Annotated in this window: 15 protein-coding genes; 13 read left to right on the forward strand and 2 right to left on the reverse strand. The window is 42.8% G+C overall.

From position 1 onward, the window contains the following. Positions 1-78 precede the first annotated feature (78 nt). From BP97_RS0120235 to BP97_RS40260, 6 genes are all read left to right on the forward strand, one after another. A complete protein-coding gene (locus BP97_RS0120235) occupies positions 79-990 on the forward strand; it encodes an ABC transporter permease (RefSeq protein WP_231506350.1) in 912 nt (303 codons plus the stop codon). A 14-nt stretch (positions 991-1,004) separates the two neighbouring features. After that, positions 1,005-1,880, forward strand: coding sequence for a carbohydrate ABC transporter permease (locus BP97_RS0120240; protein ID WP_028550736.1), 876 nt, complete (start codon positions 1,005-1,007; stop codon positions 1,878-1,880). Positions 1,881-1,903: 23 nt separating this feature from the next. Further along, entirely contained in the window at positions 1,904-4,429 is a 2,526-nt protein-coding gene (locus tag BP97_RS36975) for an alpha-mannosidase (RefSeq protein WP_036746232.1), read from the forward strand. After that, positions 4,419-5,360 (forward strand): dihydrodipicolinate synthase family protein, encoded by a 942-nt coding sequence (locus BP97_RS0120250; RefSeq protein WP_028550737.1) that lies wholly within the window; start codon positions 4,419-4,421, stop codon positions 5,358-5,360. The genes BP97_RS36975 and BP97_RS0120250 overlap by 11 nt, the downstream gene beginning before the upstream one ends. A gap of 137 nt (positions 5,361-5,497) precedes the next feature. Then, positions 5,498-7,918 carry a helix-turn-helix transcriptional regulator gene (locus tag BP97_RS0120255; RefSeq protein ID WP_081824284.1) on the forward strand — a complete coding sequence of 807 codons (2,421 nt, stop codon included), beginning with the start codon at positions 5,498-5,500 and terminating at the stop codon, positions 7,916-7,918. A 15-nt stretch (positions 7,919-7,933) separates the two neighbouring features. Beyond that, positions 7,934-8,086 carry a hypothetical protein gene (locus tag BP97_RS40260; RefSeq protein WP_156043264.1) on the forward strand — a complete coding sequence of 51 codons (153 nt, stop codon included), beginning with the start codon at positions 7,934-7,936 and terminating at the stop codon, positions 8,084-8,086. 287 nt (positions 8,087-8,373) lie between these two features. On the opposite strand, the gene BP97_RS0120265 is transcribed toward BP97_RS40260, so the two are convergent. Next, a complete protein-coding gene (locus BP97_RS0120265; RefSeq protein WP_028550739.1) occupies positions 8,374-9,279 on the reverse strand; it encodes an ArsR/SmtB family transcription factor in 906 nt (301 codons plus the stop codon). 831 nt (positions 9,280-10,110) lie between these two features. On the opposite strand from BP97_RS0120265, the gene BP97_RS36980 reads away from it, so the two are divergent. From BP97_RS36980 to BP97_RS0120295, 5 genes are all read left to right on the forward strand, one after another. Continuing rightward, positions 10,111-11,034, forward strand: coding sequence for a glycoside hydrolase family 43 protein (locus tag BP97_RS36980; RefSeq protein ID WP_051620810.1), 924 nt, complete (start codon positions 10,111-10,113; stop codon positions 11,032-11,034). 123 nt (positions 11,035-11,157) lie between these two features. After that, positions 11,158-11,373 (forward strand): hypothetical protein, encoded by a 216-nt coding sequence (locus tag BP97_RS0120280; protein ID WP_028550741.1) that lies wholly within the window; start codon positions 11,158-11,160, stop codon positions 11,371-11,373. A gap of 720 nt (positions 11,374-12,093) precedes the next feature. Continuing rightward, entirely contained in the window at positions 12,094-13,185 is a 1,092-nt protein-coding gene (gene uxuA, locus BP97_RS0120285) for a mannonate dehydratase (RefSeq protein ID WP_028550742.1), read from the forward strand. Next, positions 13,166-14,014, forward strand: a complete 849-nt coding sequence (locus tag BP97_RS0120290) for an SDR family oxidoreductase (RefSeq protein WP_028550743.1) — start codon at positions 13,166-13,168, stop codon at positions 14,012-14,014. The genes uxuA and BP97_RS0120290 overlap by 20 nt, the downstream gene beginning before the upstream one ends. A 61-nt stretch (positions 14,015-14,075) precedes the next feature. Next, complete coding sequence (locus BP97_RS0120295) at positions 14,076-14,432, forward strand: hypothetical protein (RefSeq protein WP_028550744.1); 357 nt, start codon at positions 14,076-14,078, stop codon at positions 14,430-14,432. 129 nt (positions 14,433-14,561) lie between these two features. Here the strand turns inward: BP97_RS0120295 and BP97_RS0120300 are convergent, their stop codons facing one another. Next, positions 14,562-14,990: a hypothetical protein gene (locus BP97_RS0120300; protein WP_028550745.1), complete on the reverse strand. Its 429-nt coding sequence runs from the start codon at positions 14,988-14,990 to the stop codon at positions 14,562-14,564. Between the two features lie 848 nt (positions 14,991-15,838). On the opposite strand from BP97_RS0120300, the gene BP97_RS0120310 reads away from it, so the two are divergent. Both BP97_RS0120310 and rpe read left to right on the forward strand, forming a co-directional pair. Then, entirely contained in the window at positions 15,839-16,633 is a 795-nt protein-coding gene (locus tag BP97_RS0120310; protein ID WP_051620812.1) for a DeoR/GlpR family DNA-binding transcription regulator, read from the forward strand. A 159-nt stretch (positions 16,634-16,792) separates the two neighbouring features. Further along, positions 16,793-17,455 carry a ribulose-phosphate 3-epimerase gene (gene rpe / locus BP97_RS0120315; protein ID WP_028550747.1) on the forward strand — a complete coding sequence of 221 codons (663 nt, stop codon included), beginning with the start codon at positions 16,793-16,795 and terminating at the stop codon, positions 17,453-17,455. Positions 17,456-17,460: the final 5 nt, after the last annotated feature.

Consider the following 17,460-nt stretch of genomic DNA (forward strand, 5'->3'; position numbering starts at 1 on the left):
ATACAGTGAGAGGGCAGGTTGCTTCTAAGGCATACCTAGCAGCCTGTCCCTTTATTTTCCGGAATGGAGTGGAGATATTTGACACAAGCTGTTGAGATTAAAAAGAATATCCGCAAGAGCATGCCTCTGTATCTCATGTTTTTATTACCGTTTGCCTATTTTGTTATTTTTCATTATGCACCCATGGTTGGGAATTTGATGGCATTTGAAGATTATTCGATCGTCAAGGGTTTCTTTCATAGCCCTTGGGCAGGGACCAAGTACTTCCGCCAATTTTTGACGGATCCGTATTTTTGGCAAGTAGTTCGCAATACAGTGCTAATCAACTTGTATTCTCTCCTTTTTTATTTCCCATCTTCACTCGTATTCGCTTTATTGTTAAACGAGCTGCAACAAAAAGTTTTCAAAAAGTTTGTTCAAAGTATTACGTATATTCCACATTTCTTGTCTACCGTTGTAGTCGTAGGTATGCTGGTTAATTTTCTATCTATCGATGGGCTCATTAATGAAGTAGTTAAGCTGTTTGGCGGGGAAGCAAAGACATTTATGTCCATGCCTCAGTGGTTCCGAACCATTTATGTCGGCTCTGAAATCTGGCAAGGGATTGGTTGGAACTCCATTATTTATTTGGCGGCATTGACCACTATCGATCCACAACTCTATGAGGCGGCAACGATGGACGGGGCAAACCGATGGCGTAAATTGCTGCACATTACAATGCCTGGGATTTCAACTGTTATTACGATTATGCTGCTTTTAACCTTGGGCAAAATGCTTTCAGTCGGATTTGAGAAAATTTTATTACTGTACAGTGGTCCCACTTATGAAACCGCAGATGTTATCCAAACCTTTGTTTATCGCCGGGGGTTGATTGACAGTGACTTTAGCTTCGCTGCGGCTGTAGGCATTTTCCAGTCGGTACTGGCCTTTGCGCTTGTCATTTCAGCAAATCAAATATCCAAAAAAATAAATGGATCAAGGTTGTTTTAGCAGGAGGGATTGAGATGCGATTTCGCAACTTTTCTATTTTCGATACGATGAACTTAACTTTTATGCTGGTTATGATCTTTATTACGCTATACCCCCTTTATTATATGGGGATCATATCCATTAGCTCCGGATCATCGGTTAGCAGCGGTGAGGTGTTTTGGCGGCCTATAGATATTAATTTTAAAGCATACAATGTCATTTTTAATGATCCGGCTATTGTACGCTCCTACGGAAATACCATTTTCTATACGGCCGCTGGTGTGCTTATTAACTTGGCGATGACGGCTCTTTGCGCATACCCTTTGTCGCGTAAGCATATGTATGGGCGTTCAGTTCTTGCTTTGTTTGTTGTATTCACCATGTTCTTCGACGGTGGTCTTATCCCGAGGTATATGGTGGTCCATGCTTTGGGAATGGTCAATACGATTTGGGCAATATTAATTCCGACTGCGATCAATGTTTTCAATATGATCCTTATGAGAACATTTTTTGAAGAAATTCCAGAAGCGCTGCACGAGTCTGCGATTATGGACGGCGCCGGAGAATTCCGAGTTTTCACAAAAATTGTGCTGCCGCTTTCTTTGCCTGTTATGGCAACCATGTTTCTTTTTTACGCAGTGGCTCACTGGAACAGCTTCTTTCCTGCACTTATTTACTTAAATGAGAAAAATCTGTACCCGATGCAAATCATCTTGCGTAATATCGTCATTTCGGGAGATATGGCTACACAATCAGCACAACTTGGTGCAGCAGAGGCAGGACTGGCCGTCATGACGGAAAATATTAAGTATGCCTGTGTTTTCGTTGCCATCTTGCCCGTGCTTGCTATTTACCCGTTTGTGCAAAAATACTTTGTACAAGGAGCCATGCTTGGTTCTGTTAAAGGTTAAAGATTTCTCTTAAGGGGGGTGAAATGGCTGTGGAAACGAAGCTTCATTTAATAGGTAATGCCCACTTGGACCCGGTTTGGCTATGGCGCTGGCAAGAGGGATATGCCGAGATTAAAGCAACTTTCCGTTCTGCGTTGGATCGATTGAATGAGTATCCTGATTTTGTATTTACTTGTGCTTGTGCGGCTTACTACAAATGGGTTGAAGAGAATGCTCCTGAGATGTTTGCCGAAATTAAACAGCGTGTTGCCGAAGGACGCTGGGTCATTACAGGCGGTTGGTGGATACAACCGGACTGCAATTTGCCGTCGGGTGAATCGTTCGCACGACACAGCTTATATGGACAACGCTATTTTATGAACAAGTTCGAGGTGATGGCGCGGGTCGGATACAATGTGGATTCGTTCGGTCACCACGGCATGATGCCGCAGCTATTGAAGCAAAGCGGGATGGACTACTACGTATTCATGCGTCCGGGAGCGCACGAGAAGACGCTGCCGCACGATTTATTCTGGTGGGAATCGGAAGATGGCAGCCGTGTGATGACATTTAGACTAGCCGACAGTTACGGCAATTGGGCGAGCAATGGAATGGAAGATAAGATAATGAGTCACAGAGCTATGGCAGTCACAAGCGGGCATGCTTTCATGTCATTCTACGGTGTAGGCAATCATGGCGGGGGACCGACCATTCAGAATATCAAACTGATCCGTGAGCTCGGGCAACGACCCGACATGGACGGCATCCAGTTTAGTTCTCCGAATCAATATTTCTCTGAAATGAGGAAGATGGCTCCGGATATTCCTGTGATTAAGGATGAGATGCAGATGCATGCCGTCGGTTGTTATTCTACGCACTCGGAATCCAAGGCCGCAAACCGCAGAGTTGAGCACCAAATGCTTACAGCTGAGAAATGGTCTTCTCTGGCTAATTTAATGCGAAGTTTACCGTATCCTATGGAAGCGCTTAATCGTGCTTGGGAAAATGTGATGTTTAATCACTTTCATGATATTATGGGCGGCTGCAGTATAAAGGAAGCTTTTGACGATGTTCGGGATTTTTACGGCGAAGGGTTTAGTATTGGAGCTAAAGCGATTAATGCGGCTCTTCAAAAGATATCTTGGTCGATTCATACCATGAAACCGGGTGTTACATCATTAAGCAAGGAGAAGGACTGGCAGCTTTGGGAGCAAGATGATCTCGGGTCACCTCTTGTGGTTTTTAACCCCTTATCGTGGGAAGTGGAGGCACCTATTGGAATTAACAAGAAACTGGCAGGTGTGACAGATGCTGCAGGCAGGCCCCTGCCGATTCAAACGATCAGGGCATCTCGGACAAATACCAGTGATAAATGGGACACCTTAGTTAAGGGGAGAATCCCGGCTTTTGGTTATCAAGTATTTTGGGTATACCGTGATAAAACGTTCGATGCAGAGCAGTCAACCGCAGCCGTTAGGGCAGAAGGGTGCTTGCTAGAAAATAGTAAGTTATGCGTTGAGCTTGATCCAGCTACAGGATATATCCGTCGTATGATTGACAAGTTGAATGGCGGACATCATGTGCTGCTAGGTGATGGAGCGGTGCCTATCGTCATCGATGAGAACCACAGTGATACATGGGGACACGGTCTGACACAGTATCGCGATGAGTTGGGACGATTTGGTAACGCTGAAATGAAGGTGCTTGAAACTGGACCGCTGCGAGCGACGATAAGGGTAACTAGCTATTATGGAACTTCTGTGCTTCGTCAGGATATCAGCTTATTAAATGATAGCTCCGATGTGCATGTCAAGGTAAGGCTGGACTGGAGAGAACAGCACAAGATGCTAAAGCTTGCCTTTCCCGTTAATGTCGAGCAGTCTCTTGCTGTGTTTGAAATTCCGTACGGCTTCATAGAACGTCCTGCTAATGGAAATGAAGTGCCTGGACAAATGTGGGTGAATCTATCAGGCAGTAAGCCCGGCACAACGGACAGCATGACGTCATCTACGTTCGGTCTGTCTTTGATTAACGATGCAAAATACGGATATGATGTGCTGGACAATGAGTTGAGGATGACAATGGTACGAAGCCCGATTTATGCCGACCATTTTGGCGAACGTGATGAACAAGTGGAATTTATGGATCAAGGTGTACAGGAATTTGTCTATTTACTTTCGCCTCATATCGGTTCTTGGCAAAATAGTGGAGTTGTACGTAAGGCATACGAATTGCACAATCCGCTGCAGCAAGTATGGGAAACGTATCATGAAGGGGATTTGCCTCAAATTTCGGAGGGAATTGTTATTTCTTCAGACAATGTTATTGCTGTGGCCTTTAAACCGGCCGAAGACGGAAATGGATGGATTCTTCGTTGTCACGAGTCATACGGGAGAGAAGCGAAGACAGAAATAAGTATAGCAGCCTTAAAGCGAAGTTGGCAAAGTACCTTTGGCAAGTGTGAGATTAAAACGTTTTTCATACCTTCCATACCGCAAAATCCGATTATGGAGGTCGATTTTTTAGAAATGCAATCTATCGATGAAAGGGAGTTGCCAAATGAAGATTAATAACCCTGACGGCGTATGGCCAACGATGATTACTTTATATAAAGAGTCTGGAGAAATTGATTTTGAAGCCATGGAACGAATGATTGAATGGTTTATTCAAAATAAGGTCGATGGACTATTTGCTGTATGCCAGTCGAGCGAGATGTTCTTTTTGAGTTTAGAAGAGCGTGTGAAGCTTGCTGCATTTGTCGTGGAAAAGGCGGCGGGCAGAGTTCCTGTCATTGCTTCGGGGCACATCTCAGATTCGTTTGGAGATCAGGTTCGAGAATTGACTGCGATGTCAGAAACAGGCGTCGAAGCTGTCATCCTGATCTCGAACCGAATGGCGACACAGGATGAGTCCGAGGACGTGTGGAAGGCTAACGCTCAGAACCTGCTGGAGCAGCTGCCGGACCATGTCGCGCTTGGTATCTATGAATGTCCGTTTCCATATAAAAGACTATTATCCCCCTCTGAATTGAAATGGTGCGCAGATACCGGGAGATTTTTCTTTTTGAAAGATACCTCGTGTGACGTGGAGTTGATCAAAGAAAAGCTGGACGTTATTGAAGGAACCCCTTTGAAGCTTTACAATGCCAACACAGCTACGCTTCTGGAATCATTAAAGTTGGGAGTTAACGGGTATAGTGGAGTTATGGCGAACTTCCATCCGGATTTGTATGTATGGTTATTGCACAATTGGGAGAAGAGGCTTGAGGAAGCGGAGTACCTAATGAGTATTCTGGCTGTAGCGTCATTTATTGAGCGCCAGCTTTATCCCATTAACGCAAAATATTCTCAAATGATGGATGGGATAGCTGTAAATTGCTATTCCCGATCAAGGAATCACGAGGAATTTACAGCCACTAACCGGCTGGAGGTTGAGCATCTTTACCGTGTCTCCAAACAGTTAGCCAAACAATTTACGGTTGCAGCGACACAGAATAAATAGAGGAATAGTCCTTACAAAACGGAAAACGCAGGGATGCAAAACCCTTGCGTTTCTTTTGTTTTTCCTTATAAAGGTTTCCAATCAATTCTTGCTATATTTCAAATTTTTCCCTTGCGCAACAGGATTTTACGGTCCCTTTGGCGAAATTAACATTAAAAATGAATGCGTTTCCAACTGGAGCGACATCATTGCGTCGCGTGATAAATGGGGGATTACACTTGAATTGGAAGTATCTGAAGCAATCTGTGAATAAAAACAGACTTTTCTTCAAGATTCTGCTGTATTTCTTCTCTTTGCTGATTCCAATTGTCATTATTGGAGTTATCGCTTACTTTAATGCAGATCATCTAATTAAGAAGGATGTTTCAGAGAAGCTGACGGATAATTTGATTGCATCCTCCAAAACCATCGATATATATTTAGGCATGGCACAGGCAACCAATAATAATTTGCTGCTAAGTGATACGATTCAACAAAATTTAAGGCCTTATCCATTGCTGACGGATGAAGAGAAAATCAAAATGCCATCGATTGTAAGATCAATTGCCGGTAATCGTAATACAATCAGTCATTTTGTTGACAATATCTTCTTATTTATTGATGACAAGCGCGTTTATTTGAGTGACGGTATCGTTGATTTTGATGTTTTCTTTGATAAATTTTATGAATTTGATGGCTACGATAAAGATTTTTGGCGTCAACAATTATCTCAAAGCAGCTTATTCGAACTACTGAAGCCTACAAACGTAATCAACGCAAATATGAATTCTAACCGCGAAGTTATCCCGAGTATTACGACACAATATTTGAATGGGCATTTGGCCACGATGGTAACCACCATTTCTATCCCGACAATTATGACAACGTTACAAAATAACTCCATTTTCTCGACTACGAAGTATGTCGTATTGGATAAAAATAATCAGACTATTCTTCAGAGCAGCGGGCTGGATAAGAAGGTTCTTAATCAAGTAGCAGCTAGCTTTCCAGCCGATAAGGGCAGTGAAAATGCAGCTATTCAAATAGGTCAGGAGCCGAACTGGATAGCTCAAACCACTTCCGATTACGGTTGGAAATATTTTTCTATTACTCCTGTTGATTCTTTTAATCAGGAATCTTCTAATATTTTCAGTTTGATTATCTGGATTTGCATAAGTTTAATCATCATTGGCATAGCTTTTTCTTTCATATTTAGTGTTCGCTTATATAACCCGATCAAAAATATTAGAGATATTTTACAAAAAAATGAAAAAGTCGAGCAATGGAACGGTGAAACTAACCGCAGCGGCGAGCTTCAGAAAATCGGAGACAGCATCAATCAGTTGGTTCAGCAGCATATGGATGCAAATATCAAAATCAATACCTATTCGGAAGAAATTCTTGAGCAGTTTTTTAAGAATTTAATTAAAAGCTTTCGAGTGGGGCAGGCCAATGCCGTGCACCAAGTGCTAAATAAACTTGATTTTCATTCAGGAAGCTATCTGTGCTGCTGCTTTATGTTTATTTTTAAAGAAAAATTTTATCATGATATCTTGGAAGCAGATCGTTTATTGATTTTGGAAAAAATGAAGAACGTCCTTTCGGGAATTATGAAAAAGTATGTAAACTGTTATTTGCTGGAATATGAGCCTTACTTATATGTTTGTGTGGTCAATTTAAAGGATGAGGAAGACCGAAGAAAACTGGATCAGTCTTTAGAAATGATTAAACTGACCTTCGCTTATGACATGACGTATTGTGAACTAATTATTGGTTTAGGAAAAAAATATGAGAAGATTGACGATTTTTCAAAATCGTATAGCGATGCTATTACAGCCATTGATAAGCGAACAGACTCGACTAAGATGGTTATTTTAGATGCGACTGATCTTGTTATTGATCAAAACTACTACTATTCGTTTCTTGAGCAGAACAAAATTGTAAACGGACTGAAATCAGGTGATATGGATGCCTTAAAGATGGAAGTGGAAGAAATCATCGGTTTGAATAAAACGAGAGGCGTCTCTTATCATTATCTTGGTGCTTTACTTGTGGAGTTGTTTCATACAGGTAATCGCTATTTGACGGAAAAGAGACTAAATGTATATGATTTCCTTGAAGCAGATGAATATGCTTCCTTGGACGACAAGGAGCTCTTACCGAATGAGTTTGATGGAAGACTGCAATTGATTTTTGAATTTTATGAGAAAATTATTACAGAGACGCTAGATAAGCCTGAAAGTAAATCAGGTGTTGTTGTTTCGTTGATCACCGCATATATCGAGAAGCATTATGAGAAGGACTTATATCTAGAGGTAATTGCCAATGAGATAGGGCTATCCGCCAAGTATGTATCAAGAATGTTTAAAGACGCGACAGGGACGAATATTTCAGACTATATCAGTCTTATTCGGATTGCGAAAGCAAAGGAATTATTAGCGCATAGCGATATGAAAATTAGTGATATTTCTAATCAGATCGGCATATTTAGCCGTACAACATTTCTGCGTTTATTCAAAAAATATGAAGGTGTTTCGCCGAATGAATATCGAAATGCACATGGATTCAAGCAGAAATAGGTTCCGGAGGAGAATATGGTTGCCCGCATGTGGCCGAACGGGGTGCAGCTGCAAACCGCCGCACCGATCTTCATCCCAATCAACAGCCATATACCGGGTAAGGATGCAGTTCTGGACGATCATGCTCCATTCGGCAACACAAGGGGCTTCTATCGCTTATATGACTGATGAAGATCCGAATGCCCGTTGGAAGCTTACACGGGACCGATTGTGCTTACACAAGGACTTCAATAAATGACGGCACGAATACGACAGCTCTTCGGCAGATCGTTGATTGTCATCGCTCTTCTGTTACGTTTATTTACCTTTTCCATAACAAACATTACCAACAACTTTGATTTATGGGATGTCCGATTGTATGTATTGAAGCATCGTATCAAGAAATAAGCAAACAACCTAAAACCAATGAATTGGGTCTTAGGTTGTTTAACGTTCGTTAATCAATAAATAGAGATCTAAACTGAAATAGTTACTCGAATGTCCTGTGGATAGTTGCCGAAGTTCTTGCCAAAAAGACTGACACCTCCACAATTCGCAGCGGATTCAGGACAAGAGATTCGAAAGAGTAGTTCCTGTCCTGTTTTTATGTTCAGTTGATGAATTCGAACATCAGAAAACCTTACCCCATCGATAAATGTACCTTCATTGGTAATGGAGAGGACCTTAAGAAGTCCATACTGTGTATCCACCCACCACTCGGGCGTGTATTGTCCGCGTTTGCTGCCAAAATCCCCCGGGCAGGTCCAAGTAGCAACATCAATGTTGTTGACGGAAAAGGTAATATCCGACGGCCAATTATCGTTATAATAAGGTGCCTCGGAACAAATCTCCAATGAAAAGTTTAGGCTTGACGCGGTTTCTTTTCCCACTAAATAATTCGGAATCCGATATTCGACAAAACCGCTTGCAAACCAGAGGTGCTCTGCTGTCGTGCGTTCGGGGTCATCGAAATATCGCGGATCGTCCATCATGCCGATGCGCTTGTCGGAGGACGCCAAGCCACAGGTTGGGTGAACCTCGTACCGGATATATTGCCCAACCGGCAGGTCAACCGTAAATCCGGTTTGGTTCGGTGGCTTTTCTTCTTCGGTAGTTCGGAGTACAAGCGTCATCTTATCCACATTCAATGAACAGCGCTTCTGCGTACCTCGTTTTCCTACCGTATTCTCCGTAGAAACAATCCGAGCTTCCTCAAGCTTCTGGATATGCTTTGTAATTATGGCTGAGGACAAGCCTAATGCCTCTGCGAGTTCACCAATGTTATAAGGTTTCTTATTCAATAATTCAATGATCCGTACTCGCGTTTCAGAAGAAAAACACTCCAGCACGTTCATATATCTTGTCGTCACGTCTATTTTCATACTGCACGCTCCTAACTCACTCGATTATATAACCAAATTATTAATTAATCAACTTTACATTGACAAAAAAGCAAGGTAAAACTATTATATTAACCATTATGCAATAAAGATAATTATTTTATTAAATAGAAGGAGGGTATGGCTCAAGAAATGATGAGACAGGGGTATCCTCGCGAGATTCTTTCACAAACCAAGTAAACTAAACAGAATTTATGAAAACGGTTTCCAAATCAAATGTGTGTTTAGACTAAGAATCGTATCTCACTTTAGCTCTGTAGACAATATTGTAACAGCCTGATTAAACGGGAGACAGGTTGTTACTTGCGGAAATTGGATACACACAATGAATATGGAGGGATCTATTTGAAAAGGAAGTTAGTACTTACTGCTACAGTTTTAGCGCTGCTTCTGAATATCGGCTGCCAAAGTCAAACTATGTCTGGCGAAAAAAGCACAGATATATCCAATATCAGTACGGAACCTGTTACTTTAAAGTTAATGCCCAAGGCTTTTTCGCGCAAGACAGCCAGTCTGCATTCGGGGTCATCGAAGTAACGGTAACGCGGATCATCCATCATGCCTGTCCGCTTCTCGGAGGATACTAAACCACTAGAGACGTTATCTCTTTCATCACTGCAGTTCTAACTCCTACTCATTTGTATAACATAATAGTTAATAAGTAAACTAATTAGTTTACAAAAAAAAGGGTTTGCCTATTATATTTACTTGAAAGTAACCGTTTTAATTCATTTGTTAATAAAATAAAGGGAGTGCAAACATGAATCAAGAGATCCAAAGACTTGAGTACAAAGGTAAGGGGTGAAATCGTTCATGTCCATTTCAACTGCATATTACAAAAACCCGCTCGTAATTCAAAATATCGGCGATCCGTACATTTTGCGGGCGTCCGACGCCAAATATTACTGTTATCCCACGTCGGGTAGGGACCAAGGGTTCAAAGCCTGGTCTTCTGATGATCTGGTTCATTGGAAAGAGGAAGGCTTCATCTACGAGAGAAATGAACGTTCATGGGGGTTCCGGCAGTTTTGGGCGCCCGAAGTAGTGGAACGAGACGGAAAGTTTTACATGTATTATACGGCGCGTTGGAAAGAGAAGGACAGTCTGCGAATCGGGGTTGCCGTTGAGGATCGTCCCACGGGTCCTTTCATCGACGTATACGACAATCCGATGTTTGATTTCGGCTATGCCGCTATCGATGCGAATATTTTATTCGACGATAACGGTAACATGTATATGTATTATTCGAGAGACTGTTCGGAAAATATCGAGAATAGCCGATACGAAAGCCATATTTACGGCGTCAGGCTGGGCGAAGATATGGTAACGGTTATTGGCGAAGGCGTATGTCTAACGAAGCCGGACCAGGAGTGGGAGATGAAATCGCTTGACCAGGGACGATTATGGAATGAAGGCCCATTCATGCTCAAGCAAAAAGGCATTTATTATTTAACGTATTCCGCGAACTACTTCGGCGGACGGGATTATTCGGTAGGTTATGCGGTGTCGGAAAGTCCGCTTGGTCCGTTCCGCAAATACGAAAACAATCCTGTGCTGCAAAGCAATTGCGAAGAAATTTCCGGCCCGGGACATCACAGCATCATTGCATCGCCGGACGGAACGGAGCTTTTCATGGTATACCACACGCATACTGACCCTGCCAAGGGAGGCGGCAACCGGCAAGTATGCATGGATCGGATGGGCTTCAGGGAAGACGGCACCCTCTGGTTCACTTAAAGCTTGAATAACAAATGAATGATGTACGAACAAAAAAAAGATCGCTCTATCCGGCTTGCTTAGTCAGATGTTTAGCGATCTTTTTGCTGTTGTCCGAGAAAGTAAAGGATATGGCTACGCAGCGTGGTATCGCGCAAAGACATGATAGACAAATATAAGATCGATCTGACGGCGATCAAATCCATTCAAGACCTAGATTCGGTGTTCGCAACGATCAAAAAAAACGATCCTCAGCAGACGCCGATTGCGACACTACCTGCAACTACACCAGTTGATATATTGGCAAAAATCGATCCTCTCGTCGACAAGCTGGGAGTACTGCCGGTGGCATCGGTATAGGCAGGAATTTCCAATGAGATTTCAAAGAAATTGCATCTTTATCTATGAAGGTAGCCTTGCTTTTAAGTGGTTGCGCCGCTAAAGCAGAAACAGAAATGAGAATAAGAGACAAAGCTCGGGCGAAAGTAAGAATAGCTGCTGAGGCATGGCTAAAGCAAATGCTGAGGAGGAGACTACACACAAATCGGAAGAATAGGCAAAGGCGAAGGCCGAAGAAAAAGCGAGGAAAATAGCAGAGGCTAAGAAGACAGAAATTGCATTATTAGCCAGAGATGCTATTAACGGTACAGACTATGCATTAACGATTTAGGCCAACCATCCTTTCTAAACATAATGGATTCCAACTCTCAGTCCTACTACATGCTGATTTATAAATCGGCCGGATATCTTCGAGGGAGATAAGGTGCGCATTTGGGGTACCCCTATCGGTACGCGCTTATATTCAGGGATTTCAATATTATAAGAAATAATACGAAAATTATCTTTTGGATAAATGAAGCCGATTCGTTGGGTTAATTGAATGAATAATGTGCGATGAACGACTCGGAGATACAAACCAGATCGGAGCGAGAGTGCATCGTTTACTTCCAATAATAACAAGGTCTCAGACATGACCATCGCCCGTATCCCGAAGGCTATGATTTGAAAACTATTTGCATACTTTCGTTAAATTAGTATACTAGTAATACTAGTATACTAATTTAAAAAGGAGGTTCGAGGATGAGAATGGTGTTTAGGTGGTACGGTGAAGGCAACGATACCGTCACTCTACCCCAAATCAAGCAAATCCCCGGCGTGGAAGGTATTGTATGGGCACTTCATGATGTGCCAGCAGGTGAAGAATGGCCGATGGATAAAATTCTAGAATATAAGAAAAAAGCCGATGCCTATGGCTTTCATCTAGAGGTTGTGGAAAGTGTTAACATTCATGAAGATATAAAACTAGGACTGCCGTCCCGAGATCGATACATTGAGAATTACAAGCGGACAATTGAGAAGCTTGCCAAGGTTGGAGCCAAGGTTATTTGCTATAACTTTATGCCGGTCTTTGATTGGATACGTACCGATTTGTTTAAGGAGCTGGAAGACGGCTCGACGGCGCTTTTTTACGAAAAAGCGAAGGTGGACAATATGGATCCGATGGAACTTGTCCGTAGAATCAACGAAAATCCTAATTTTACGATGCCGGGCTGGGAGCCAGAGCGGCTCAAGCATCTTACTTCTTTGTTTGATGCTTACAAGCATGTGACGGAAGAAGATTTATGGAGTCATCTTCAATACTTTTTGGAACATATTATTCCTGTGTGTGAAGCGAACGACATCCGTATGGCGATCCATCCAGACGATCCGCCTTGGCCGATCTTCGGCTTGCCGCGCATTATGACGAGCCAAGTTAATATCCGCAGGCTGCTCAAGTTGGTCGATAGCACTTACAACGGAGTAACCTTATGCAGCGGTTCGCTTGGTGCTAACCCAGATAATGACATCCCTGCTATGGTCAGAGAGTTCGCGGGGCGCATTCCTTTTGCCCATATCCGCAACGTCAGAGTTTATGATAACGGTGACTTTATTGAGACGTCGCACCGTACCCAGGATGGCACCGTGGATATTTGCGGCATCATGAAGGCTTACCACGAGACAAGCTTTGCCGGGTATGCAAGACCGGACCACGGAAGACATATATGGGATGAACAATGCCGTGCCGGCTACGGGCTTTATGACCGCGCGCTAGGCATTATGTATTTATGGGGCGTGTGGGATTCTTTGGTAAATCAAGCACAGGGGGTAAAGCATGATTACTCTGAACGATAATTTAAAAGGGAAAGTTGCCGTCATTACGGGTGGTAGTGGTGTGCTGTGCTCGGCAATGGCGAGGGAATTGGGTCGGCATGGCGTGAAGGTCGCTATTTTGAACCGGACTGTGGAGAAAGGCGAACAGGTCGCATACGAAATTCAATCGGCAGGCGGTACTGCCATTGCAGTAGCTTGTGATGTGTTGAATGCGGAAAGCGTGAAGGTCGCGGAGAAGATCGTAACGGAGCGTTTAGGGGTATGCGATGTTCTGATTAATGGAGCGGGAGGCAACCATCCGAAAGGCAGCACGACTAACGAAACATTCAAGCTGGAGGACCTGCAAAATAAGGAAATTACGACCTTTTATGATCTGACAGAGAAAGGATTCGGGTATGTGTTCAACTTGAACTTCCTAGGGACGCTGATTCCAACACAGGTGTTCTCACGTGGCATGGTGAATAGACCTGGTGCCGTTGTGATTAACATGTCATCCATGAGCGCGCCAAGTCCAATGACCAAGGTACCGGCGTACAGTGCAGCTAAGGCGGCAATCGAGAACTTTACGCAATGGCTTGCGGTGCACCTGGCGGATGCAGGGATCCGTGTCAATGCTATTGCACCTGGCTTCTTCTTGACAGAACAGAACCGGAGGCTCTTAACGAATGAGGACGGCTCATTGACAGAACGTTCTAACAAAATATTAACGCACACACCAATGCGCAGGTTCGGTAAACCGGAAGATCTGCTCGGTACACTGCTGTGGTTGGCTGATGAGAATTTGTCTGGCTTCGTTACAGGTATAACTATACCAGTAGATGGTGGGTTTATGTCCTACGCCGGGGTGTAATGAATGAAGATCAAGAGTAGATGCAATATACCTCACGTTATATAAGACCATCGGTGTATCGGTGCTGTATGTTGCAATCCCGCACGAAATCCATCCTGTCCATGATGAGATGATGGATATCTGCGAAATTCGAATATCGACGGATCTGGACATATTTGACCTCGGGGAATTCGATCATGATTTTCAGGAATTCTTTAAAGAAAAGAATGAGGAAACCAAGCAGGTGAAACAGGCCTACCTCTTGACCAATTTCATAGGTGCATGCTGCACTGATATTCGGTACCACGGCGCGAAGTATGAAAGCGGCCGCAACGACAACATGAAATATATGAATTACGCCTTATTCAATATCGAACACGATCAAGACGTTATTGTGAAGAGAGTAAAGACGTATGAGCCCTGCTTCACCGAGGAATAAGAAGAGCAAACACTTTGTCAACGATCCCACGAAGTACTCCTGACCATGTCCACGATCGGACTGGATGCGGCGGCTGAAGTCTAGAACCCCAACAAAAAAGCACCTTATTCAGGTGCTGGAATTTCCCAATTAGCCTCTCGTTTTCACGGCGAGGCCGCTAAAGGAAATCGGGCCGACGATATCTGCTCTTGTATTGGCGGTTCGGTTTTCTGCAGTTACTTTGTAAACATGAGTGCCAGCTCTTACGTTTCTATCAATCGCTTGAAACGTGACCGCATAGTTTTGCTCAGAACCAGTTGATTCAATACCTTGCTGCGTATTGAAGATCTCTACTCCATCACGGAAAATTCTGAACAGAATTTGAGCAATACCAGTAACCCCACGGACACCGACAGTCGCTACTAATTCCACCCGGTTAGGTTGGGCGTTCAAAGAGGGTATTCTTATTTGAATGGTTGCCAAAACATTCCTTGCGGGTGAACGTCTGATAATAAAAGAATTGGCTAGGTTAAATCTGCGCAGCGGCTGAACCGCAGCCTTATCAAGAACACGAACCAAAATATCATCTCCTCTAGTTTGATAATTTCATAGTATGTTGAACTAGAGAACCGTGATTGGACAAATATAAAATTGGCACGATTTTGGAGGACATGGTTCAAGCCAACACGTTTGCGTAGAAGAACATCCAGCTGCTGGGAGAAACGCGACTCCGATGCTTTTATTAAAAGGTGGATTTAACGCTTTTTCAACATCTAAAATAAAAAAGGCCAGTAATCGGATATTTTCCGACAACTGGCTAAATCTAAAACAACTTTCGATCTTATTTAATTATCCCAGCTTTTTGTAAGTCCTTGATTTTTTAATATGTTCAATAATCTTGCTGTTTAATTCTTACACCATTTGCAGACAAAGGATAGTATAAGGCACCCAACCATCTACTAAACGAAGAAAAGTCTCTCCTGGTTTTGTTTTATTATCAGCATCAGTGTAGCGCCCTCTGAAACTTCCTTCCAAATCGTATGCATGAAATTTTCCCATTAACAACTATCGGATATGAAGCATCTGTAAGAATATATTGTTAGACTGCGGCAGCTCCTGCGGTAGCGCTAATGGCTAATACACAACCAGCAAATGTATGGCGTAATTTATGAATAGTAAGTTAATCGCCCTTTCCAACTGTTTTTTTGAGTTTTCCATGTGCATCCTCCTAATAATTATTTGCTTGACCACTTGGTAGAAGCTTACAAATGCAAGCAATTCATATTAATTTAGCGCACAATTATTATAAAGTGTTGGTTTTCCATGTATTATTAGTCACTTGTTTGCTGTTCCCTCAAAGATGAAGTAAAATAGGGTGACGAAAATCTTTATAAACCACATGTGAAAATAAAGGATAGGTGATAAATGTGGAAAACAATACAAACAAAAAAGTGGAATCGTTGGCTGGAAATGACCGAAAAAAAGAAATTCTAAATTTATTGACAGATTTGGGAGTAGTACGTGTCGCGGAGCTGAGTAAAAGATTCGGAGTAACCGAAGAAACGATTCGTCGTGATTTGGAACGGCTGGAGACGGAAGGCTCGCTTCTTCGAACGCATGGGGGAGCAGTCTTGAACCGTAAAGAGGGTCCCGAGCTGCCTGTGCTGCAAAGGGAACTAGTACAAGCCGACGAAAAAAGAGCTATTGGAGAGTACGCGGCATCCCTCGTTAAGGAAGGTGAGGTCATTGCGCTTGACGCCAGTACAACCTGTCTTCAAATGGCTAAATACTTGCCAAATCTGGAGATTACAGTCATAACCTATTCCATCGCAATCGCCTATGAATTGGTTAAAAAGTCGAATATTCAAATTTTTCTAATCGGAGGTTATCTTGACAGGCATTCATTAAGTAATACGGGGACACCGGCTGAGAAAATGTTAGAGGGGTATCATGTGGACAAGTTTATGTTCTCCTGCCAGGGATTTGATTTACAGAGAGGGGTCAGCGAGCCTTATGAAGCGCATGTTCAATTGAAAAAAAGCATCGTCTCGATATCGGATCGTCTCATTCTATTAGCTGACAGCAGCAAGTTTCAAAGGAAATCTATGGTCCGCTTAATAGGCTTGGAAGAAATAACTACACTGGTAACTGATAGCCATGTGCCGGCTGGAGCAATAAAAGAAATGGAAGCAAGCGGCTTGAATGTTGTAATGGTTAACTGAGCTTGGAAAAATAAAAATAAATATATTCTTTGTTTCAAAAATTAAATGTTGAAAGCAAAGGAAATGTGATATATAATCTTCGTATAGTGTTTATTACGAAGATTTTTTTGTTGGAATAAACAATTTATGTTTTTGAAATAAATCGATGGGGTGTGTGATATGGCAAGGATAGGACCCTCTTTGATGTGTGCCGATTTAGGGCATATGGTAGAATCTGTTCAAATTTTGCATCGGGGCGAGGTTGATTTCTTTCATTTTGATATTATGGACGGAAACTTTGTTCCCAATTTTAGTATGGGGCCGGATATGCTAAGGACGTTACGGTCTCAAACTAACAAAGCCTTCGATGTGCATCTGATGGTTGAGGAGCCAGAAAGATTCATAGATGTGTTTGCAGATGCAGGAGCGGATATGATTTCCGTCCATGCAGAGTCCAAATTACATTTGCAGAGAGTTTTGCAAGCGATAAGGGATCGAAATCTGAAGGCGGGTGTAGCTTTAAATCCATCGACGCCTCTCTGCATGTTGGATTATGTGCTGGAATGTGTGGATTATGTATGTTTGATGACCGTTAATCCAGGATTTGCAGGACAGAAATTGATTCCAAGCACCTTGGGCAAAATAGCCGATTTAAAACAAAAGATTCGTGCTGCTGACAGAGATATATCGATTCAGGTCGATGGTAATATCAGCTTAGCTAATATTCCTAAGGTTATTGAGAAGGGGGCCGACATGCTGGTATGCGGAACATCGAGTTTGTTCCTGCCGGGCGTGCCATTGGAGCAGTCGGTTGCGGATTTGCGAGAGTATTGCGGTAGGTGATAGCT

Origin of the sequence: Paenibacillus sp. UNC451MF, assembly GCF_000686845.1 — a bacterium.
GTDB lineage: Bacteria > Bacillota > Bacilli > Paenibacillales > NBRC-103111 > Paenibacillus_S.

What these genes read in the sequence shown, in the direction of transcription:
- BP97_RS0120240 (WP_028550736.1), top strand. Translation starts at nt 1,005, where the DNA reads ATGCGATTTCGCAACTTTTCTATTTTCGATACGATGAACTTAACTTTT.
- BP97_RS36975 (WP_036746232.1), top strand. Translation starts at nt 1,904, where the DNA reads ATGGCTGTGGAAACGAAGCTTCATTTAATAGGTAATGCCCACTTGGAC.
- BP97_RS0120250 (WP_028550737.1), top strand. Translation starts at nt 4,419, where the DNA reads ATGAAGATTAATAACCCTGACGGCGTATGGCCAACGATGATTACTTTA.
- BP97_RS40260 (WP_156043264.1), top strand. Translation starts at nt 7,934, where the DNA reads ATGGTTGCCCGCATGTGGCCGAACGGGGTGCAGCTGCAAACCGCCGCA.
- BP97_RS0120265 (WP_028550739.1), bottom strand. Translation starts at nt 9,279, where the DNA reads ATGAAAATAGACGTGACGACAAGATATATGAACGTGCTGGAGTGTTTT.
- BP97_RS36980 (WP_051620810.1), top strand. Translation starts at nt 10,111, where the DNA reads ATGTCCATTTCAACTGCATATTACAAAAACCCGCTCGTAATTCAAAAT.
- uxuA (WP_028550742.1), top strand. Translation starts at nt 12,094, where the DNA reads ATGAGAATGGTGTTTAGGTGGTACGGTGAAGGCAACGATACCGTCACT.
- BP97_RS0120290 (WP_028550743.1), top strand. Translation starts at nt 13,166, where the DNA reads ATGATTACTCTGAACGATAATTTAAAAGGGAAAGTTGCCGTCATTACG.
- rpe (WP_028550747.1), top strand. Translation starts at nt 16,793, where the DNA reads ATGGCAAGGATAGGACCCTCTTTGATGTGTGCCGATTTAGGGCATATG.